Consider the following 20886-nt stretch of genomic DNA (forward strand, 5'->3'; position numbering starts at 1 on the left):
CTCCACCGCAACACGGAGAGTAAGCGCTAAGGAGTGCCTGATGTCTCCCCGACTCGGTTGCAGGCAGCGTGGTGCGATTGGCTTGATGGCAGCGGGCACCCTGGCGTTAGCGCTGGTGTTCCTGCTGCTGGCGGTGGACAGCGGCCGCCTCTACCTGGAAAAGCGCAAGCTGCAGTCCATTGCCGACACCGCCGCCCTGGAGGCCGCCGGGCGTGGTGGCCTGTGCAGCCCGACCACCAGCGCCAACGACTATGCCGTGCAGAACGCCGCGCGCAATGGCTTCACCGTGGTTGCCGGCGACAGCAGTCGTGGCCTGGCCGTGACCTGCGGCACATTGACGACCAATGCCGGCAACATCCGCGTATTCAGCGCCGACGCCAGCAAAAACGAGGCCATTCGGGTAGTGGCGACGCGCAGCGTAGTAACCAGCGTCGCCACCGGTATCTGGAATATGTTCAGCGGTACGCCGGCGTCCACCCAGATGACCCTGGGTGCCACCGCCGTGGCCGCGTACGCGCCGCCAGTGGCGCAACTGACGATTCGCAGCAACCTGGCGACGGTGGATTCTGCGAAGTCCCCGCTATTGAACATGGTCATTGGCAACCTGTTGGGCGGCAGCCTGTCGCTGACGGCGGCGGGCTGGAATGGCTTGCTGGCGACGAACGTCAACCTGCTCGGCTACCTGGACCAGTTGGCGATTGAGCTGAACGTGAGGGCGGGTGACTACGATGCGCTGCTCAACACCGCCGTATCCGCCAACCAGTTGATCGATGCCGCGGTAAAGGTGCTGCAAAAAAACGGCGCGGTGGCCACGGCCGTCATCAACGATGTGATTTCATTGAAAGCCATCGCGCCCACTACCCAGCTGCTGAAAGTCGCAGACCTGCTGAAGGTTGCCAGCGGAACACCGGCCGCGGCGTTGAATACCAATGTGCAGTTGTTTCAATTGCTGGAGGCCGTGGCGCAGCTGTCCAATAGCAAGAGTGCGGTGAGTGCGGCCGCTCAGGTGAATATTCCCCTGGTGGGCAATGTCTCGATCCAGACCAAAGTCATCGAGCCGCCGCAATTGTCGGCGATCGGTAATCCGGCGAAGGCCAAGGCGGGGCTTCTGAATAACCCGCAGACGGATCAGATTGTTGTCCGAACCGCGCAAGTGCGCACATTGGTTACGGTAGATGCGCCGATTATCAAGCTGGTGTCGGGGGTTTCATCAATCCTGACCGGGTTGGCGACACCGGTGTCGAAGGTGGTCGGCGGCCTGTTGAACCTGAATATCCCGGCAGTGGTGGGCGGCGTGTTGTGCCTGGTGGCGTGTAACGTCACCGACGTGGATATCACACAATCACTGTCCATCTACATCGAAGCGGCCAGTGCGCAGAGTCAAGTTACGGACTACAGCTGTGCCACGCCGGCCACAAAGTCGCTAACGGTGCAGGCCACCACCACCATGGCCACCTTGGGCGTGGGCTATGTCGACCCTGCCACCGCGTTTTCGTCATCGGCGCCAGTCACCGTGCAGCCGGTCAGGCTGATCGATTTTGGCCAGCGCTATTGCATTGTGCTGTCGCTGATATGCGGCACGCGTACAGCGGGTGTAGGCGGTGGTTTGAATGTGAAGGCGTTGTCTACCGTGGCGGCGCAGACCAGCTCGTTGCTGTTTTTACCGGTCGCCGATATGAATGCCGCGCCGACCTACAAAAGTCCACCCGGCACCGCCAATATCGTCAATAGCCTCGGAGCAACCCTGAGCGGCCTGCAGGTTACCTACGTACCGCCCAGCGGCAGCACACCCGGTGCGGCGAACGGCACTGTTACGACGGCCCTGGCTACCATCACCAGCGCGGTGGTCACCCTTGTCCAGGACGTCCTGTCACCGCTGCTCGACCCCATTGTCAACACGCTGCTCCCGGCCCTGGGCATCAACCTGGGCAACGCCGAAGTCGGCGCCAACCTGACGTGTCAGATGGGCCGCGCCTACCTGGTGATCTGAACCACCGGCAGTTCCACACAAAACCGTGCGCCTTCCTCGCCATTGATCACGCTCAAGCGCCCACCCATGTTTTCCACAATCCCGTAGCTTACCGACAGCCCCAGGCCGGTCCCCACCCCAATCGGCTTGGTGGTAAAAAACGGCTCGAAAATCCTCTCCAATAATCGTGAATCGATGCCGCCCCCGTTGTCCTCGACCCAGATGCGCACATGCCGGCTGTCGTGCTCGCAGTGCAGCGCAATCCAGGGGCGCGATTGCGCGGCTGTTTCGCGCTGGCTCAATAGCGCATCGCGGGCGTTGACCATCAGGTTGATCAACACCTGCTCAAGCTGGTCGACATGACCTTTGACCTGCACCCTGAAGTCCGCAGGTGTGATGCGCAGGTCCACGCCTTTGCCGCGCAGGCCTTCACTCAGCAGCGACAAGGTCCCTTCCACGGCTTGCACTGGGTCGAACGGTTGCTGTTCGATTTCCGAACGGCGGCCAAACACGCGCATATGGTCCACCACCCTCGCCGCGCGTTGCACTTGGGTGTCGATGCGCTTGAGTTTTTCGGTGAGATAATCGATCTGCGCGTCGCCGTTGGACAGGCGCTTGAGCACATTGACGATCGCCATGCGCATCACGTTCAGCGGCTGGTTGATCTCATGGGCCAGGCCCGTGGCCATTTCGCCGAGGGTCGCCATCTTGGCGCTCTGGGTCAGTTGTTGCTGGGAGCGACGCACTTCGGTGTTGTCGCGGCCCACGGCCTGCACCTCCACCAGTTGACCTTGTTCATCAAACACACCACGGTCGGACCATACCCACCAGGCATGTTCGCGCCCGGGCAGCTGCAGGCTGATTTCGGCGGTGCTCACCGGAAACTCGGGGGTCAGTTGGCGGATGCGTTGGATAAATGCCTGGCGCTGTTCATCCGACAACCACGCGTCCAATTGCCGCCCCGGCAGTTGCGCGGGCAAGCACTCCAGGTAGTTGGCCAGTGGCGTGTTGCCAAACGTCAGGGTCAGGTCCGGGCGATAACGGCAGATCATTGCCGGCGAGTCTTCCACCAGGATGCGGTAGCGCTCTTCGCTCTGCCTGACCTGTTCGGCGGCCAGGGTCGCGTCGGTCACATCGAGCCATAGCCCCACGGCCTCCACCGGCAGGCCCAGGTCATCGCGCAGCAGCTTGGCCTCATCGAGCAGCCAATGGTAGTCGCCGCGGGTGTCGCGCACCCGGTAGCGGCTGCGTACATTCCCTTCGCGTAGTAATTGACGGGTGCGTTGGAAGTACAACTCACGGTCTTCGGGGTGGATCAACGAGGCCAGCCCGTCATGGCTGCAATCGGCCAGGCTCCAGCCCAGCAGCGGCAACAGGCTGTCGCTGAAAAACGCCGGGTGCAGCGCGCCGCCGACGTAGCGCTGCACGTAGATTACCGCCGGTGAACTGGCGATCAGGTTATCCAGGCGTGCATGGGCGGCGGCGGCTTGCAGTTGCTGGTTCTTGATGTCGCTGATGTTGAGCATGAAACCGACCCAGCGCCGGTTGTCGCCCACGCCCAGTACCTGGCCCTGCACGCGATACCAGATGGGCGTGTGGTCCGCGTCACTGCCTGGCAGGCGCACGCTGGTCAGCAGGGGTTTGTCCAGTGCCTGCAGGTCTTGCAGGTGGCTGAGCAGTTCCTGGCGATCAGCGGGGTGGATCAGCTCCAGCCACAGGGCCAGTGCCTGGCGAGTGTCGCCGTGTTCCTGGCCCAGGCTATGCAACAACTGGGGGGCGAGCTGGATCTCCTGGGTGGCGGGCAGCAGTTCCCACCAGCCGGTGCCGAGCAGTTCTTGCAGGGCCTCCATGCGCTCCAGTTGCTGATGGCTGCGTTGTTCGCGCAGGCGGCTCAGCAGCGGGGCGGCGAGTGCGGCGGTGAGGTCCAGCCAGTCACGTTCGCGGGTGTGCGGTTCGCCGCTGTAGAAACCGCAGAGCAACCAGGCCGCCACGCCCTGGCTGTCACGGTAGGGCACCAGCAAACCGTCGATATCGCCGAAAATGCTCTGCAGGCGGGGGTTGTCAATGCGCCCGCGGGCCAGGCTCAGGAGCGCGTTGCCGTTGACACTGTCCAGGCTGGCCCCCAGATGTTGGCCGGTTTGCCACAAGCCCGGGGCGTCGTGAGCGGTGTATTGGCTGTAGATCCGCCAACCCTGGTTGGCTTCATCGAGCAATGCCAGGGCCACACAGGGGATACGCCAGCGTTGGGCCAGGCTGCGCAGTTGCTCGTTGAACGTCTCGGGCAAGCGACTCAGGCTGCACACTCGCAACTGTTCGCTCATCCTGCAGGCGAGTTGGTGGTTCTGCTCGCGCTGTTCAGCCAAGTGGCGGCCGGCGAGCAAGTCGCCGATGTCCAGCAGGTGCAGCACCCAGCGGTCGCCCTCCGGCTCGACCCAGCCGCGGGTGGGCAGGACCTGGCCGGCAGAGCCCTGGAAGTCCAGGTCCAGGGTATGGGGTTGCCAGTCGGCAGGGCTGCCCTCGATACTCAAGGCGCTGCTGGCGCACAGCAATTCCCGCAGCAGCGGCCGTGCTTCACCCGCGACGGGCATGGCGAGTTGCGAGCGCAGTGTGCCGCTGATGTCCACCACATGGCCTTGATGATCCAATAACACGCGCAGCCCTGCCGCAGGGACAGTGGGCGCCTCGAAGGCCTGGGTGCCGACACGGCCCCGCAGGCGCTCGAAGAAATTATTCCCCGCAGTCAAAACTGAAGACTCGAGCTGGCCGAAAGGTTGGTCGGCAGGTTCGGTACAGTGCCAATGCCTGGCACCACCAGCGCCGGGAATACGGAGTAGAGGTTGGAGGAGGGGTATTTGATCGTGACAGTCAGCGTGGTGCCGGTGTAGGTGGCGCTGATGAAGGACGGCTGGAACTGGAAGTTGGCGGGGATCCAGCTCAATTGCGCCGCTACCGCATCTTTCGCACGCTGGGTGACAAGGGTGGGATAGGCCGATCCTGCCGCAACCGGGTCTACCGCCATGGCCTGGCGCACGGCCTCGGCCGCTGCCTGGTTGAACGACTGCATCAACAGCAGCGGCAGGCTGAAGCTGATCAAGCCATAGAACACCGCAAAAAAGATCCCGAAGACCAAGGCGAATTCGATCGCCGCAGCCCCTTTTTGCTTTACCGGCAGGCCTGTTTTCATGACTGCGTCTACCCTGACGTCTACGACTCGATATCAGCATAGAATCATTCAGCGAAAAGGAACGGTTTTTACGTGATTCATGGCGTAGTGATAATGCTTTGGCTGGGAATCTGTGCGGTGCAGGATATTCGCCGGCGACAGATCGCCAATGGCTTGACCCTGGGCGTGGCGTTGCTGGCGCTGTTATACCTGTTGTGTACAGGTGTCACCTGGCTGGGCGCGCCCGCGAGCGCCGGTCTCTTGGCGTTTTCCCTGGCGCTGCTGTTGACCCTGCCGGGCTATGCGCTGGACCGCTTCGGTGCGGGCGACGTGAAGCTGCTCGCGGCGCTGGGCCTGGCCACCACGGTGGATCATGTGTTGTGGTCGCTGATCGGTGCCGCCATCACCCTGGTCGGCTGGTTGGTCGTTCGTCAACAGCTCGGTCCGCGCGCTGCTGATCGGGTACAAGGCCCGCCTGCCAAGCAGCCTTTCGCCACGTTTTTATTCGCGGGTTTTGTGCTGTATGGGGTGTGGACCCTTTAGTCGCACAATGCCTCTATTGCTATGTACAGAGTCGGAAAGTAGGTCTACGTTTATGGAACGGATGTATAGGATTCTTCGTCCAAACGGATAGGTCAGTCTTTTGGCTTGCCAGGCATGGAGTCGCGTGTGAACAAGCTGAAATCGGCTGTAAAAGTGCTGGTGGTCGACGACCAACCGATTATCGTTGAGGAGCTTTGCGAGTTCCTCGAAAGCAGTGGCTACCACTGCGTCCCGTGTGAATCCAGCCGCCAGGCCTTGCAGCGTTTCAGCGAGGACGCCGAGGTCGGCCTGGTGCTGTGTGACCTGCACATGCCGGACATGGATGGGATCGAGCTGGTGCAGTCGATGCAGAAGATCGCCGGCAAGCAGCGTGCGTTCGAGGCCATCATGCTCACCGGGCGTGCTGACAAACAGGACGTGATCAAGGCCCTGCGTGCGGGCATCTCGGATTACTACCAGAAGCCGATCAACCTCGATGAATTGCTCGAGGGCCTGCAGCGCCAGGAAGCGGCGCTGGAAGAGCGGCAGAAGGAGCTGCAACTGGGGCACTTGAACCAGAAACTGCAGTACCTTTCCGAATCCATCAATGACTTGTACCAGGACCTCGACAAGGTACGGCGCGGCCCGCTGCAGGACGCTGACGCCGAGGGCGGGCAAGACGCCGGGCCGGCGCAGATTCCATCCATCTTCAACCAGTTGTCACCGCGTCAGATGGAGGTTGCGTGGCTGGTAGGCAAGGGCCAGACCAATTACCAGATCGCCTGCGAATTGGGCATCACCGAAAACACCGTCAAGCTGTATGTGTCCCAGGTGTTGCGCCTGACCCATATGCACAACCGCACCCAGCTGGCGCTGGCGTTGTCGCCAAGCCACTCGCCGATGCGCCAGCAGATGAGTGCGCACTGACGCACGGGGTTCATTGGCTCTTGCCGCCCGCCTCCGACTTGGTTTCAAAGAACTCCGGGATCGGGTGCTTGTGACTGTCCAGCCAACGCTGCAAGGCCTGCTCCTTTTCCGCCGGAGTGGTGCTCTGCGGTGTCGGCGAGGCTGCCCGCCCATTGACCTGCAATGCCATCCAGTTTTCCGTTTCGGCCTGCTGCGGGGACGAGGGCCCCGGTGGAATGGCCGAGGCGCTCAATGGCAGCAGCGCCAGACACACAACGTAATGGGCTTTCATCATCGACTCCTCACTTGATACTCACCGGCAGGGCATCGGCGGCCGTCGCGACGTTGCGCGCGGTCCTGGCTGAGCGCTTGAGCCGGGCCGCGCGGGCCTGTGCCTCGGTGACCTGGCCGGGGTTCAAGCCCAGCTGGCTGACCACTCTGGCCGCTTGCCCCCAATCATCCTGATAAATCAGCAAGGTCACCAGGTTGACCGCAGCCAGCGTGTCGCCCTGTTTGAGCTCGATAGCTGTCATGAACTCAAAGCGTGCGTCTTCCAGGCGTAATTGGTTGAGGTACACCACGCCCAGGTCATTGCGGATTTTTTCATCGGTGGGCGCCAGGCGCGCGGCCCTTTGCAGGTGAGCCATCGCCTGTGGGTGGTCGCCCTTGGCCGCTGCCAGTTGCCCCAGCCCATGTTCGCCTTCGGCGGTCATGCAAGTACCCAGCAGGCTGCGATACAAGGGTTCGGCCTCACTGCGGCCCAGCAAGCGAAAGTTACGGGCCTGGCGCTGGCGCACCTGGGGCAAGCTGTCGGGCAGGTTCTGCAGGTTGGCCAGGCTGGCGTGCAGCTTGCCCTCGTTGGCCAGGTCATCGGACAGGTTCAGCGTCAGTTCCTGCTCCGCACTGGGTTTGGCGCAACTGCCCGGCGCGGTCAACGCGGCCCATGGGGTGTGGCCGTTGGTGGCGCATCCGCCGAGCATCAGCAGGGTCAGGCCGGCAATCAGTGGTTTCATCAAGGTGGTCCTCAGAATTGGCTCAAAGCGCGGGCGATGCCGATAAAGGCGGGGCCGCCGAGCACGATCAGCAAGGCGGGAAACAGGAAAACCATCATCACCACCGACATTTTGGCCGACATTTTCGAGATGTATTCCTGCATGCGGGTCAGGCGCCGGTCGTCGAGCAATTGCTTGAGCGTCAGCAGGGATTTCATCGCGCCACCACCCTGCTGGATCAATTGCTGGAGGATGATGCAGGTGTCGGTGAACTCATCCACCTCCAATATGCGCGCGGTCTTGCCCAGTTCTTCGCTCAGTTCCAGGCCGGAGTCGACGCGTGCCAGGATCAGGCGCAATTCGTGGGTCAGGTCTGGAAGCAAGCGCTGGGCTTCGTTGGCCATCACGCGCAGGGATTGTTCAATCGCCATGCCCGACTCGAACAGGATGCGCAGCAGCGGAATGAAGGTTGAGATTTCCTTGGCGATGCGCTGCTGGCGGAATTTGGCGGCAGCGGCGAGCACGCGTTTTGGCAACAGGTAGCCGATGCCCAGGGCGACCGCCGGGGCAATCCAGGCGGGACTGGCGTGAGGGAAAAGTAGTTGCTGGCCGAGCAGGGTCAGGCCCATCGCCGCGACAGGCACGCCGATCTGGAAGGCGGCAAACAGCGAGCGCTGGCTGGCCTTGCGCCAACCGACCCGGTTGAGCAGGACCTGGGTCTCGTTATCCAGGCTGACTGAGCGCTGGGCCAGCGTGCTTGCGCCCAGTTGGCGAATGAATGTGCCAAGTTTGTCATCGCTGGCGCTGCGCCCTTGCAAGCGCTCAACGACCCGGCGATCACGACGGCGATGTTCGAGCCATTGCCCGCCCACCAGTACCATGGCGGCGAGCGCCAGCAACAGACTGACCATCAGGGCCATCTCACACACTCCTCAGCATGCGCCACATGGCAAAGGTGCCCGTCAGGTCCATCGCCAGTGCGCCGAACAGCAGGGAGCGCCCCGTGTCGTCGTTCCACATGGTCATCAAGTAGCCAGGGTTGACCATGATGAAGTAGCCCACGATCAGGATCGGCAAACCGCCCAGCACGTAGGCCGTCATGCGGGTCTCGCCCGTCATCGCCTTGAGTTGCCGGGCGCCCTGGTCCCGCTCGCGGATCATCTTGATCAGGTTTTCCAGTAGTTCGCTGGCGTTGCCGCCGTAGCGGTGGTTGACCTTCAGGCCAAGGGCGAACAGGCGGAACTCGTCCTGTTCGTAGAATTCGGCGAAGTCGCTGGCCGAATCCGGCAGGCTCACCCCCAGGCGCACGTTGCGCTGCATGCGGCCCATGGCGTGCTTGAGCGGGTTTTCCACGCTCTCGATACCGCCCAATACTGCGTCGGCCAGGGTGCGGCCGGATTTGAGGCTGCGTACGCTATGGTCCAACAACTGCGGCAGTTGCTCGACCATACGTTGCACCCGCTGCTGGTAACGCCAGGCGATATAGGCTCGCAATGCCAGGGGCGGGCCCAGGGCCATCAACACCAGGCCCAGCCCGTCGGCGACCAAGTAGCCCAGCAGGGCGCCGACCACCCACGCGCTCAGCCACAGGCCGAGGCGTTCCTTGGGTTTGCCCAGCCCGGCGCGCAGAAACATGCGCTCAAGGCCGGTCCAGGTGCCGGGCTGCTCCTGTGCCTCGGGTTGGCCATCGCCGAGGCGCTCCAGCACGCGACTGGTCCGAGCCTTGCGCAGGCCATGCTGAAACAGCCAGAACGACAGACCGATCAGCAACAGGCAAACCAGCAGCAATACAGGTCCGGTCATCAGGCGCTCCCTACAGCGGCATGGCTGTGGCGCGGCGCAACTTATCGCCGGCCGGGTTGATGGCTTCGCGCAGGAAACCGACGCCGGTGCGCCGGTCCAGCCGGAACAGGGTATTGGTGACATACACGTCATCGCGCACACCGACCACTTCCACCACCTCGCTCACGCAACGACGGCCATCGGGCATGCGCGTCAGCTGGATCACCACATCCAGCGCTGCGCAGATCATCTGGCGCAGGGTTTTTTCCGCGATCACGCGGCCGGTCAGGCCCACCAGGGTTTCCAGGCGCAGCAACGCATCCTGGGCATTGTTGGCGTGCACGGTGCTCATGGAACCGTCGTGGCCGGTGTTCATGGCCGTCATTACGTCGAGTACTTCCACGCCACGGATTTCCCCCAGGATGATGCGGTCCGGGCGCATCCGCAGGGCGTTGCGAATCAGGTCGCTGGACCTGACCTCACCGTGGCCCTCGGCATTGGGCGGACGGGTTTCCAGGCGCACCACATGGGGATGCCCCAGTTGCAATTCGGCAACGTCTTCGATGGTCACCAGACGCTCGTGGGGATTGATCAACTGGCTGAGGATATTGAGCAACGTGGTCTTGCCGGTGCCGGTGCCGCCGCTGATGAGGATATTGCAGCGCCTGCCGACGGCTTCCTGGAAAAACTCGAAGATGCTCTGGTCGATGGTCTGCATGGCAACCAGGTCGCTGCTCTTGAGCATGTCCTTGCGGAACTTGCGGATTGACAGGCATGGCCCATCCAGGGCGATCGGCGGGATGATCGCGTTGACCCGGCTACCGTCAGGCAAGCGTGCGTCGACCATCGGCGAGGACTCGTCCAGGCGCCGGCCCAACGGCGCGAGGATGCGCTGCATCACACGCTCCACGTGGTGGTCGTCGATAAAACGCAGGTCACTCTGATGCAGCAGGCCCTCACGTTCGATAAACACCCGGTGCGGCCCATTGACCAGGATTTCGGTGACCGATGGGTCGCGCAGCAGCACCTCCAGCGGGCCGAAACCGGTAAGTTCGTCGACGATCTCTTCGGCCAGGCGTTCCATCTCATAGCGCGAGATCGCCAGGCGCATGCGTGTGATGTACTCGGACACCTTGTCGACGACAAATTGCGCCAGGGATTGGCGCGTGTCTTCAAGCAGGTTCTTACCCGACTCCTCGATAGCGTCGATGATGTAGCGATGCAGCACCAGCTTCAAGCCATCGTGATCCGTGTTGCCGCCGCTGCGGGCCGGGCCGCCGAAGAGTTTCTCGCCGTTCATCGCACCGTCCCCAGGATGCGTTCGAACCAACGCATTGATGGTTTTTCCAAGCCCTCGGAGCGTTTCGCCAGGCGTTCGCCCAAGGTGCGCACGGCCTGGCTCAACGCTTCACGTGGGGCCAGGGCAAACAGGGTCTGGCCCTGGTTTTTTACGTTCAGGCGCAGTTCGGCGCTCAGCGGCAGCACGGCGACGCACTCAAGGCCGTAGCTTTTTTCCAGGGTGTCGGTGTCTGGTACGCAGGACTTGATATAACGGTCGACCACCAGCCTGGCGTGGTCGAGTTTCATGCCTTTGTCGCGCCAGCGGTTGAGCACCGCGAGGTTGCGGCGACAGTCCAGTACGTTCTGGTCGGTGCACCACAGCAGTTTGTCGCAGTGGCCGACAAAGGTGCGCAGTGCGTCGCTGTCCGGTTGCCCGGTAAGGTTCACGACGATGTGCTGGAAGTGCTGGCGCAGTGCGCTGAGCAGCATGTACAGCTCGGCGGCGCTGGTCAGTTTCAGCGGTTCGTCGCCGGTGGCATACGCCAGGATGCGCAGGCCATCCGCGGTTGTGGTAAAGGCGCTGTTGATCAGCGTGGTATCGAGGCGGCGCAAATGCCGCAACGCGTCACCGAAGTTGAAAGTGCTCTCCAGCCCCAGCAGCGCCAGGCTGTCGCTGCGTGGCAGGCCCAGATCCAGCAGCAGGGTCTGCTGGCCGCTTTTTTGCACCACCAGGGCCAGGTGAGTCGCGAGCATCGCTCCGTCGGCGTTGCTTTGGGTGCCAAACAGAACGGTCAGGCCGCCCAAATGTGCACTGGGGGTGACGGTCGGCAGGCGCTTGCTCAAGCGGCGCACCAGGCCGGCCACTTCGCTGGAGCGTGAGCCGTAGGCGACGAAATCCCGGGCGCCGGCCCGCATGGCGTTGAGTACCAACTGGTTGTCCATGCCGTCGCCCAGGGCGACCACGGCGAGCATCGGCTTGGCCTCCAGGGCGCCTTCGATCAGCGCACTCTGGGCCACCAGGTTTTCACGGTCCAGACCGATGAACACCAGGTTGGCAAAGGTCACGTCTACCAGCGCCAGTAGCTCGTCCAGGCTGCCGGTGCCAGCGCTCACGACTTGGCCAAGGGGCGCCAGGGCACCCTGCAGCCACTCCAGGTCGATGGTGTTGCGAGTGATGGCGAGGAACGTCTGGCTCAAGCTATCGCTCATTGGGAAAGTCCACTGCGGCGGTCGAAATTACCGTTTTCGAGGAAAAACAGGCGGTACCAGTTGGGGTCATAGTTGCGCAGTTTTTCGCCGGGCAAGGAAGGCAACTGAGCGTTGGCCGCCAGCGGTTGCACCAGGTGCGGCGTGACGATCATCAGCAGCTCCTTTTCTTCGCGGCGGATATTGGTGTCGCGGAAAAACGCACCCAGGACCGGGATATCGCCCAACCCCGGAAACTTGCTGATGCTGGAGCGGTTGTTGGTGCTGATCAGGCCGCTGATCACAAAGCTTTCGCCATCGGCCAGGGATACGCTGGTGTCGGTGCGGCGTACGGTCAGGGCCGGCACCTGGATGCCCTGGATCTGTACGGCGTTGCTGTAGTCCAGCTCGCTGACCTCCGGCGCTACCTTGAGGGTGATGCGGTTGCGATCAATCACCGTCGGCGTGAGGGTCAGGCGAATGCCGAATTCCTTGTATTCGATGGAGATGGTGTCACTGCCGGCGCTGGGTACGGGTATAGGTACTTCACCGCCGGCCAGGAAGGTTGCGCTCTGGCCGCTCAGGGCTACCAGGCTGGGACGCGCCAGGGTGTAGGCAAAACCGCTGCTCTCGAGGGCGTTGATCATCGCTTTGACCCGACCGCCGCCAAAACCGACATTGAAAGACTCGGCACTCACCGGCAGTTTGAACACGCCTTCTGCCGGGGAGAGAAGGCTGGGGCTGCCGAGGAAAAAATTGTTGCCCAGTCCCAGGAACTGGGTGCTGGCTTCCTTGAGCTTGGTGCGGCTGACTTCGACAAAGCGTATATCCGTCTGCACCTGGCTGGGCAGCAATGGGTCTTCGGAGGGTGGCCGCGACAAACTGGTCAGTGCCGACGTGGCCTTGCCCTTGACGAACACCATGCTCTGGCGCGGCGCCTTGGTACAGGCAGTCCACACCATCAGGCTGGTAGCGCCGCTGGCGACGCCGGTCAGCAGGAAATGACGGTCACCATTGACGCGCACATCCGCGATCTTCGGGTCGCCAATCGCCAGGCGGGTGATTGGCACCGGCGATTGCAGCTCCTGTTGCAAGCCTTCGCCCACCTCGACCACGGCAGGCAACTGGCCCATGGCGCTGCAATTGCCGGGTGCCGCCAGGGTCATGGCGGCTGGCAGGCTTGTCAGCATCAAGGCCCAGGCAATTGGCGTGAACATGAGGGCGTAGCGATGGCTCATTCAAGGCATCCTTGCTCAATCACGGGGTTTGTTCAGTGGCCTGCGCGCCGCGAATCACCTCGACGCCCCGGCGTACAGCGGGTGCGCCGCTGATTTGCGCGACGCTTTTGGGCGGTCCCACAAGGGCAAGCTGGGTGAATTGGTAGAGGTCACGATTGGCATTGGCCAGTTTGTCCGAAGCGTCGTTTTCCCCGGCCCAGTACTGGCTGAGCAGTTGCTCCTCGGCACTGCGCACGGCCAGGCGCAAGGTACCGGCTTGCGACGCCAGCATCAGGCGGCTCAATAGAGGCTCCGGCACGGCCAGCACCACGGTGCGTGCAGCAGCGCGACGCTGGGCAGCCTGGGCGCGCTCCTCGGGCGTGGCGGCGGGCGGCACGGCCGGCAAGCCATCGTTGGCCAGGCCCAATTGGTCACCGACGCTGAGCAGGCGCAGGGCCGGAAGGACGATTTGTGCCGACTGCTCCGCGTTGCCAGCATCCTGGCGCAGGAACAGCAGCACATCCACATAATCGCCGGGGCTCAGTTGGCCTGCCGCGCCGATCACCTCGTCGACGGCCACGGCCAATGCGCGCTCATCGGGACGAATCATGCGGGCAAGCGGGCCGCCGGCGCTGAAGCTTTCTTCGCTGAGCCAGGTACCTGCTCCGAGTGCGCGCAGTGGTTGGCGGCCGATGGCCTGGTCCAGCCGCGTCAGGCTGCCGACGGGCACCGTGCGGAGTTTCTCCACGACCAGGTCGGCAGCGGTAAGTGCAACGAAGGCAGGGACGTCATGCGCCAGTACGACCACTGGTTGGCGGGTCTGGTCTTCGACGACAGCAGTGGGCTTTTCGGCAGAAATGACAGGTGTTGCGACGGGCTCCGGTTGGCGGCTCAACACCAGCCCCCAGTACCCTGCAATCAATGCCCCGATTAGCAGCACAGCGGCCAGGGCCATGCTGATGCGACTGTTCATGACGGCTCTCCCTTTCCCGTTGCACTACCTGCTCGTCAATCCAAACGAACTAATTCGCAACCTGGCTGTGATGAACATCTAACGATTTGGCTATTTGAAGGTAGCTCAGCCAGGACGAAACGCCATTTGTCACGGATAAAATTTTATTTGAACGCTATTTGCAGCCGGGTAGTCAGGCATGCGCCGACGACTAATACTTTCTGATTAATGAGTTCTTACAGTTGTGAGGCTGAGGTTTGTTGGCAATGCTCTAATTGCACGTCGCAAACATCGTGCTAGAGCCGTACTGGCTTTTAGTGGCGTATTAGGGAGAAGTCGTATGTTCCTTGACCTGATGTTGAAGTTATATGTTCAAACACAACTGTTCTTCAAACGCAAAGAGGCTGCTTCAGGTATTGAGTACGCCATTATCGTGGCGCTGGTGGCCCTTGTCATTGTGGGTGCCGGAACCGGCCTGGGCACCAAGATAAGTGGAATTTTCACGTCGATCGCTACCAAGCTGCCAACGGCGACCTGACTGCCAAGTTGCAGCAGCTATTCTCCAATTACCCCATTCTTCCAGGTACGGCCATGAGCACATCTTCTTTGTCTCGCCAACAAATACTATTGGTGGACGACGAAGAGGATGCTCTGGTTGAGCTGGCCGAATCCCTCGAACACGAGGGCTTTGTCTGTTTTACCGCCACCTCCGTGACCTTCGCCTTGCAAGAATTGACACTGCATCCGGATATCGCCCTGGTCATTACCGACCTGCGCATGCCTGAGGAAAGCGGCATTTCCTTGATCAAGCGCCTGCGCGAACACACCTCGCGCTCGCACCTGCCGGTGATCGTGATGTCCGGCCATGCCGAGATGGATGACGTCAGCGACATGCTGCGCCTGCAGGTGCTGGACCTGTTCCGCAAGCCGATCTATCTGGTGCGCCTGATCGATACGCTCAACAACCTGTTTCCTCTCTCTCACTCCAGGTATTAAGCGCTCATTCACAGCTGATAAGTGAAGCTCAGCGTATACCGCGGCCGTCGGTCGAAGTTATCCCGCGCCACATCCGCCATCGGCTTGGCCGCTTCCACGGAAATGTTGTAGTACCTGGCGTCGCCAAAACGCAGGCCCAGGGCTGCCGATGACATATCGCTGCCCTTGACCGGCAGGTCGTTGAACCAGGCCCTGGCGCGGTCGAGCACCATATAGGGCTGCAGGATCCGCACCCACTCGCCGGTACGGTTGTAGCTGTAGTTGATCTCATACGCCACGCCCCAGCCTTTGTCGCCGGAGCCCTGGTCATCGGGGTAGCCACGGCCGAAATTCTGCCCGCCGAAGGTGGCGCGCTCGCTGTCGGGCAGGTCGTCGTGGCTCCAGTAGAGTGCGCCGGAGAGTACACCTTGCCAGTTATCGAAGAGCCTGTTGCTCTGCACGCCGGAGAGGCGCAGGCGGAAGAAGTCGAGGTCCGGCTTGAGCCCGCCGAAGTCTGTGCGGGTCTTGGCGCCCATGCCGTTGATGCCTTGGTACACACCGGCGCTGAGGATGCGCAGTTGGGTCGTGTCGGCCTTGCGCCAATCGCCTTCGAACGCCAGTGCGCGCAGGTCTGTTTGCAGCGTCAGGCGTTGCGGGAAACCTTCGAGTTGGTAGCGCGTAGTCTGGTCGACGGCATAGTAGCGGGCGCCCAGGTTCAATGACTCGTTGGGCGACGCGATCAGCGGGTGGCTGAAACCAATGGCGTAGCGGTCGATTTCCTGGTGTGGCTTGAGCTCCAGGCCTTCGCCCAGTTGCAGGCTGGTGCGTGGATCGGCGCGATAGCGTTCACCCGACAGCGTGAGCTGGGTGCCCTCGGCATTGATGAATTGGCTGTAGGCTGCGCGGTAGTAATGTTCTTTGTCGTCGCCGGGCGGGAGCAGGCCGCTGAGGCTCAGTTGTTCGCCCATGGAGGTCCAGGAGTTGCCGGTGCCGGTGAGCAGCGCCTGCGTGCCGCCTCGGCTGGCCTCGTTGAGGCTCATGCTGGTGGTGAAGGGTTTGCGGCTGGCGGTGATGTGCATCGGCGTGCCGCCGTCGGTGGTGGCGGGCGGCGGTACCTGGGCCTGCAAGGTTACGCCCGGGATGGCGCTCATCAGTGTCGTGTAACGCTCGAACGTCTTACGGGTGAGTGGACGTTCGGCCTTGAGTTTTTCGGCGAGTTTGTCGACGTAGGACGAAACCGGGCCGATGTCGCCTTGCAGCTGGTAATCGCGGATATAGCCTTCGACCAGCACCACATGCACCAGGCCGCCGTCGAAGCGCTGTTCTGGCAGGAACGCATAGGACAGCAGGTAGCCATCTTCCTGGTAGCGGCGGGTGATGCTGCGGGTGGCTTCGATCAATTGCGCCAGGTTGGTCTCATGGCCGATCAGCGGTTCGAATGCCTGGGCGACGTCCCTGAGCGGGTAGACCGTGCCACCGTCGATCTGCAGCTTTCGAATGGTCACCTTGGTGTCCATCAGCAACGGCTGCTCCGCGCTGGCAGCAGGGGCGGGCAGTCGGGTCTGCGGGGGCGCCGGTCGATAGGCGTCGGCGGGCAGGTTAGGCACGGGCAGGTTGCGGACGGTGTCGTTGCTATTCAGGAAACTGGGCAGGGGGTCGGCGTGGACGGAAGCACTGAGGGTGAGCAGTAACAATGGTGTCAAAGCGCGCATAGGACACTCCATGGTCAAAACTGCTGCAGCGTTTTGCAGGTTCCCGTCGGGCTCGGGGAGCGCGGTCTGGGTGTTTTCAGGGGGCGATCATTGACCCATGAAAAAAGACGAGAGACTTAGCTGGTCTCTCGTCTCAACCAAGCGTAGGCGCTGTAGGTGAGGCCGTCTAATCGGCCAGGTGCAATCATTTTCTGCCGGTCAGGCCACCCAGCAGCCCGCCCAGGGCACCGCCATTCGTGCTGGTGCTGGCACCCGCGGAGGTCGTCACGGCCAGGCCGCCGCCGAGCAAACCACCACCGGTGTTGGGGCCGCCGCTGACCACTCCTCCGACCGAGGCCACGGTGCCACCCACTGCGTTGACGGTACCACCCAAGGCGTTGATGACCGGGTTGGCGTTGGTGCCGGTGATTTGGCTGCCCAGCCTGCTGACGGCGCCGCCGGCGTTGGTGGCCAGGCCGTTGATTGGAGTGCCCAGGCCGGTGGCATTGCCGACGTTTTGAGTGAGGCGGGTGACGCCACTGGTGACGGGGTTCAACGCGCCGCCGACCTGGCTGGTCAACGTGGCAATGGGGGCGCTTGCGGCGGTGTTGGGGACGCCACTGCCGCCCAGAAGGGTGCCCAGGGATGCCACGGTAGTGCCCGCCTTCACACCGGTGACGCCGGTGGCGCTGACCAGACCGCTGCTACTGCCGGCATTGAGGCCGCTGCCGGCGCCCGCTATCACGCCGCCGATGAGTTCCGCCAGGCCCGGTCTGCGGTTGCTGCCGCCACTGTTACCCGTGGCGTCGACATAGCCGCTGGCCTTGCCGACCACGGTACCCACGCCATTGAGCACGCCGCCCACGGCGCCGGTCGCCGGGTTGCCGCTGCCGCCGGTGTCGGCGACTTGATTGCCCAGGCTATCGACGGTATCGCCGAGCTTTTGCAGCAGGCCGCCCACGGGACTGTCCAGGCCGGTCGTGCTGCCGACTTTACCGGTGGTGCTTTCCACCAGCGACACCACAGGGACCAATACCTTTGCGCCAAGCGTATGGGTGGCCGAACCCAGCGGGCCGGTGGTGCTGGCGGTGCTGAGGGTGTCGCCGAGCATGGTCACGGCATTGCCGAGCTTGCCGACGACGTTGCCTGCCACGGGTGCCGCGCCGCTGACCACAGGCACGTGCCCCAGCAAGGTGGCGACGTTCTGGCCGGTGGCGGTCACGCCTGCACCGAGGTCGGAGACGCCGTCGGCCACGCCCGCAACGGTGTTGCCCAGTGCATTGCTGTCGGTACCCAGTGAACCGAGGCCATCCGACAGGCCGTCGCCGATGCTGCTGACGGCGTTGCCGGTAGCACGCACCAGGCTGCGCGTGGTTGCACCCACGATAGGCAGGCTGCCGAGGGTAGTGCCCAGGCTGCTGACGGTGCCGCCGAGGTCGGTCACGGTATCGCCGAGGGTGTCGGCCACGCTGGCCGTTACCAGGGTGCTGGTTGTGCCGGTACCGCCACCGTCTGTGCCTCCACCACCGCTGCCGCCACCGCCAGCGGCAGTACCCGAGGAAGCGGAGCCCCCACTGTGATGTCCGCCGCCACCGCTGCTGCAACCGCCGAGTGTGAGTGCGATTGCCAGTGCCAGTGTGGTACTTGCTTTCCAGAACATGACTTGAGTCTTCATGATTGAGTTCCTTGCACCTGTACAACCTGAGTTGTCTCAAACGCTGGCTATTTCTGCGGATAGCGATGCGTTTGTCCGTGTGGCTATAACAGGCCCGGGCGCTCTTTCTCTCAATGCTCAAATTGGTATTAATGATTTATATACGGCTGGCTTGTACCGTTTAAGCGACTAATGCCAAAGGTATAGGGCATGATATTTCTGGATGTATATATGATTTAAAATCAAAAACCTGTATATAAAAAAGCGAGCCTGAAAAGGCCCGCTATCACTTAGGGTGTATATATACAATTTATCAGTCGCTTTTATGCAATGGGCTGCCATCTACCCAGCATATGCTCGATGTCACCCGCGCCTTTCAATAAGAATTCGCCGCTGGAACCGGCGGCGCTGGCCAGTAGCCTGACGTCACTGGGCAGGCGCACGGGCTTCCTGAACTCCACGTCTATTTCGATATTGGCGGCAGGCAGGTGCTCGCCCAAGGCGGCGAGGGTGTGCGCCTTGTTCCATAGCCCGTGGGCGATGGCCTGGGGGAAACCGAACAGTTTGGCGGTCGGCGCACTGAGGTGGATCGGGTTGTAGTCTCCTGACACCCGTGCGTAGCGGCGGCCGATATCGGCTGGGGCCTTCCAGCGAGTCAATTCGCTGATCTCGGCAGGGCTGGGACGGGCGTCATCGGTCGCTTCGCCTTCGAGCTTTACACCCCGGCACAGCATTCGGCTCTCGGCTTCCCACAGCAGGCCGAGAGAGTCTTCAACTGTGGTGACCACTTCAAAGGTCGCGCCCTTGGGGTGGGGCCTGAGGTTCTGCGTGTGCACGCCGATGGACAATTCGCTGACTCCGCCCAGTGGGCGATGGATGCGGATACGGTTACTCAGGTGAATCAATCCCAGCAGAGGGAAGGGAAACTTCTTATCGGTGAGCAACTGCATCTGAAGACCGAATGCCAGGATGTGCGGATAGGTCGCCGGCAGCATGGGGCTCTCGGTAAACCCGCAGACATGGCGGTACGCCGCCACCTGCTTGGGGTCGACGCTCACCCGGCAGCGCAAGCCTTGCTCGGGCAGCGTGTTGCCGGTGATCTTGCGCTTGAGCGCTGCCCGCCAATACAACGGTGGCAGAAACGGCGTACTGCCTAAGGTTTGCCAATCCATGCTTACGCTCCCAATAGACTTTGCCCACACACCCGCAGCGCTTGCCCGCTGACCGCACCGGAACCCGGCTGGCTCAGCCAGGCCACGGCTTCTGCGACGTCCTGCGGCAAACCGCCCTGGCCCAGGGAACTCATGCGCCGCCCGGCTTCACGCAAGGCGAACGGAATATGCGCGGTCATCTGGGTTTCGATAAAGCCTGGGGCTACAGCGTTGATGCTGATCCCGCGTTCCTCCAGCAACGGTGCCCACGCCTGTACCAGGCCGATCAAGCCGGCCTTGCTCGCGGCATAGTTGGTCTGCCCACGGTTGCCGGCGATGCCGCTGATGGAGGCCAGCACCACCACGCGGGCGTTGTCGTGCAGGGTGCCGCTGTCCAGCAGTGCCTTGGTCAGCACCTGCGGGGCATTGAGGTTGACCGCCAGCACCGCGTCCCAGTATTCCGGGGTCATGTTGGCCAGGGTCTTGTCACGGGTAATCCCGGCGTTGTGCACCAGGATGTCGAGGCCGTCGGGCAGGTGTTCGATCAACTGGCCGGCGGCGTCTTCGGCGCAGATATCCAGCACCACGGTGCGCGCACCCAGGCGTGCGGCCAGGGCCTCGAGGTCGGGCTTGGCCTGGGGCACGTCGAGCAGGATCACTTCGGCACCGTCGCGGGCCATGGTTTCGGCGATGGACGCGCCAATGCCACGGGCTGCGCCGGTGACCAATGCCTTGCGCCCGGCGAGGGGGCGAGTCCAGTCTTCGACGGGCGTGGCACAGGCCTTCAGGCGAATCACCTGGCCGGAGATATAGGCGCTTTTCGGTGAGAGGAAGAAGCGCAGTGCGCCTTCCAGTTGGTCTTCGGCACCGTCGCCGACGTAGAGCAATTGCAACACGCCGCCGTTGCGCAGTTCCTTGGCCAGCGACCGGCTGAAACCTTCGAGGGCGCGCTGGGCGCTGGCGGCGAACGGGTCGCTGAGGCTTTCCGGCGCGCGGCCGAGGATCACCAGGTGTGCACTGTGATCCAGGTTTTTCAGCAACGGTTGGAAAAACTCACGCAGTTGCTTGAGCTGGTCGGTGTGTTGCAGGTCGCTGGCATCGAATACCACGGCCTTGAGCTTGGGGCCGTGGCCGGGAATCCAGGTCGAAGTGTCGGCGCCGTACGTGTAAATGGCGTCGGTGAGCCGGTTGGCGAACGCTTTCACGTTCGTTGCCAGCGCGCCACCACCCAGTAACAGCGCACCTTCCACCGGGCGCAGGCGCCCGGCTTGCCAGCGTTCCAGGCGTACCGGTGACGGCAGGCCAAGGGCGGCGACCAGGCGATGGCCGAGGCTTGAGTTGGCGAAGTCGATATAACGGTCAGACATGGAACGCTCTCCGAAGGCTGGGGTTCAAAGGGTTGACCATCCCAGGGTAGCAGTCGTTCGACTAGGCTCAGTTATCCAG

General features: G+C 62.6%; 20 protein-coding genes. 6 read left to right on the top strand and 14 right to left on the bottom strand.

What is annotated here, in order from left to right; all coding sequences use genetic code 11:
- The first annotated feature begins 40 nt into the window (after positions 1 to 40).
- On the top strand, positions 41 to 1990 hold the full coding sequence (locus tag BM416_RS22585) for a pilus assembly protein TadG-related protein (protein ID WP_092489518.1): 1950 nt from the start codon (positions 41 to 43) through the stop codon (positions 1988 to 1990).
- Here BM416_RS22585 and BM416_RS22590 read toward each other — a convergent pair.
- Together BM416_RS22590 and BM416_RS22595 are read right to left on the bottom strand one after the other, a co-directional pair.
- Positions 1975 to 4713 (bottom strand): PAS domain-containing sensor histidine kinase, encoded by a 2739-nt coding sequence (locus tag BM416_RS22590; protein WP_092489519.1) that lies wholly within the window; start codon positions 4711 to 4713, stop codon positions 1975 to 1977. The two genes, BM416_RS22585 and BM416_RS22590, sit on opposite strands and share 16 nt — an antisense overlap.
- Positions 4710 to 5153: a TadE/TadG family type IV pilus assembly protein gene (locus BM416_RS22595; RefSeq protein WP_092489520.1), complete on the bottom strand. Its 444-nt coding sequence runs from the start codon at positions 5151 to 5153 to the stop codon at positions 4710 to 4712. Before BM416_RS22595 ends, BM416_RS22590 begins: the two co-directional genes overlap by 4 nt.
- A 72-nt stretch (positions 5154 to 5225) precedes the next feature.
- Here BM416_RS22595 and BM416_RS22600 point away from each other — a divergent pair, with 72 nt between their 5' ends.
- Both BM416_RS22600 and BM416_RS22605 read left to right on the top strand, forming a co-directional pair.
- Positions 5226 to 5675, top strand: coding sequence for a prepilin peptidase (locus BM416_RS22600; protein ID WP_092489521.1), 450 nt, complete (start codon positions 5226 to 5228; stop codon positions 5673 to 5675).
- A 126-nt stretch (positions 5676 to 5801) separates the two neighbouring features.
- Positions 5802 to 6581 (top strand): response regulator transcription factor, encoded by a 780-nt coding sequence (locus tag BM416_RS22605; protein ID WP_092489522.1) that lies wholly within the window; start codon positions 5802 to 5804, stop codon positions 6579 to 6581.
- A 10-nt stretch (positions 6582 to 6591) separates the two neighbouring features.
- On the opposite strand, the gene BM416_RS22610 is transcribed toward BM416_RS22605, so the two are convergent.
- From BM416_RS22610 to cpaB, 8 genes are read right to left on the bottom strand one after another with little or no spacing between them, the layout of a single operon-like run.
- On the bottom strand, positions 6592 to 6852 hold the full coding sequence (locus BM416_RS22610; RefSeq protein WP_092489523.1) for a DUF3613 domain-containing protein: 261 nt from the start codon (positions 6850 to 6852) through the stop codon (positions 6592 to 6594).
- Between the two features lie 10 nt (positions 6853 to 6862).
- Positions 6863 to 7573 (bottom strand): tetratricopeptide repeat protein, encoded by a 711-nt coding sequence (locus tag BM416_RS22615; RefSeq protein ID WP_092489524.1) that lies wholly within the window; start codon positions 7571 to 7573, stop codon positions 6863 to 6865.
- A gap of 11 nt (positions 7574 to 7584) precedes the next feature.
- Positions 7585 to 8472: a type II secretion system F family protein gene (locus BM416_RS22620; protein WP_092489525.1), complete on the bottom strand. Its 888-nt coding sequence runs from the start codon at positions 8470 to 8472 to the stop codon at positions 7585 to 7587.
- Position 8473: 1 nt separating this feature from the next.
- Positions 8474 to 9355 (bottom strand): type II secretion system F family protein, encoded by an 882-nt coding sequence (locus BM416_RS22625; RefSeq protein ID WP_092489526.1) that lies wholly within the window; start codon positions 9353 to 9355, stop codon positions 8474 to 8476.
- A gap of 10 nt (positions 9356 to 9365) precedes the next feature.
- Positions 9366 to 10634 carry a TadA family conjugal transfer-associated ATPase gene (locus BM416_RS22630; protein WP_065925542.1) on the bottom strand — a complete coding sequence of 423 codons (1269 nt, stop codon included), beginning with the start codon at positions 10632 to 10634 and terminating at the stop codon, positions 9366 to 9368.
- On the bottom strand, positions 10631 to 11824 hold the full coding sequence (locus BM416_RS22635; RefSeq protein WP_092489527.1) for a CpaE/TadZ family protein: 1194 nt from the start codon (positions 11822 to 11824) through the stop codon (positions 10631 to 10633). Before BM416_RS22635 ends, BM416_RS22630 begins: the two co-directional genes overlap by 4 nt.
- A complete protein-coding gene (locus BM416_RS22640; RefSeq protein WP_092489528.1) occupies positions 11821 to 13038 on the bottom strand; it encodes a type II and III secretion system protein family protein in 1218 nt (405 codons plus the stop codon). The genes BM416_RS22635 and BM416_RS22640 overlap by 4 nt, the downstream gene beginning before the upstream one ends.
- A gap of 19 nt (positions 13039 to 13057) precedes the next feature.
- Complete coding sequence (gene cpaB, locus BM416_RS22645; RefSeq protein ID WP_092489529.1) at positions 13058 to 13990, bottom strand: Flp pilus assembly protein CpaB; 933 nt, start codon at positions 13988 to 13990, stop codon at positions 13058 to 13060.
- Positions 13991 to 14309: 319 nt separating this feature from the next.
- On the opposite strand from cpaB, the gene BM416_RS22650 reads away from it, so the two are divergent.
- Positions 14310 to 14507 carry a Flp family type IVb pilin gene (locus tag BM416_RS22650; protein ID WP_027607968.1) on the top strand — a complete coding sequence of 66 codons (198 nt, stop codon included), beginning with the start codon at positions 14310 to 14312 and terminating at the stop codon, positions 14505 to 14507.
- Positions 14508 to 14560: 53 nt separating this feature from the next.
- A complete protein-coding gene (locus BM416_RS22655) occupies positions 14561 to 14965 on the top strand; it encodes a response regulator (RefSeq protein WP_027607967.1) in 405 nt (134 codons plus the stop codon).
- A gap of 8 nt (positions 14966 to 14973) precedes the next feature.
- Here the strand turns inward: BM416_RS22655 and BM416_RS22660 are convergent, their stop codons facing one another.
- Together BM416_RS22660 and BM416_RS22665 are read right to left on the bottom strand one after the other, a co-directional pair.
- Positions 14974 to 16656 carry a ShlB/FhaC/HecB family hemolysin secretion/activation protein gene (locus BM416_RS22660; protein WP_092489530.1) on the bottom strand — a complete coding sequence of 561 codons (1683 nt, stop codon included), beginning with the start codon at positions 16654 to 16656 and terminating at the stop codon, positions 14974 to 14976.
- Positions 16657 to 16840: 184 nt separating this feature from the next.
- The gene (locus BM416_RS22665) at positions 16841 to 18310 is read right to left on the bottom strand and encodes a collagen-like triple helix repeat-containing protein (RefSeq protein WP_092489531.1); all 1470 of its coding nucleotides are present in this window, start codon (positions 18308 to 18310) and stop codon (positions 16841 to 16843) included.
- On the opposite strand from BM416_RS22665, the gene BM416_RS30630 reads away from it, so the two are divergent.
- On the top strand, positions 18309 to 18482 hold the full coding sequence (locus tag BM416_RS30630) for a hypothetical protein (RefSeq protein ID WP_175539090.1): 174 nt from the start codon (positions 18309 to 18311) through the stop codon (positions 18480 to 18482). The genes BM416_RS22665 and BM416_RS30630 overlap by 2 nt on opposite strands.
- A 130-nt stretch (positions 18483 to 18612) precedes the next feature.
- Here BM416_RS30630 and BM416_RS22670 read toward each other — a convergent pair whose 3' ends face one another.
- Positions 18613 to 19461 carry a MaoC family dehydratase gene (locus tag BM416_RS22670; RefSeq protein ID WP_092489532.1) on the bottom strand — a complete coding sequence of 283 codons (849 nt, stop codon included), beginning with the start codon at positions 19459 to 19461 and terminating at the stop codon, positions 18613 to 18615.
- 2 nt (positions 19462 to 19463) lie between these two features.
- The gene (locus BM416_RS22675; RefSeq protein ID WP_092489533.1) at positions 19464 to 20807 is read right to left on the bottom strand and encodes a 3-oxoacyl-ACP reductase; all 1344 of its coding nucleotides are present in this window, start codon (positions 20805 to 20807) and stop codon (positions 19464 to 19466) included.
- Positions 20808 to 20886 lie beyond the last annotated feature (79 nt).

It is taken from the genome of Pseudomonas sp. NFACC42-2 (genome assembly GCF_900116055.1).
In the GTDB taxonomy this organism is placed as follows: domain Bacteria; phylum Pseudomonadota; class Gammaproteobacteria; order Pseudomonadales; family Pseudomonadaceae; genus Aquipseudomonas; species Aquipseudomonas marginalis.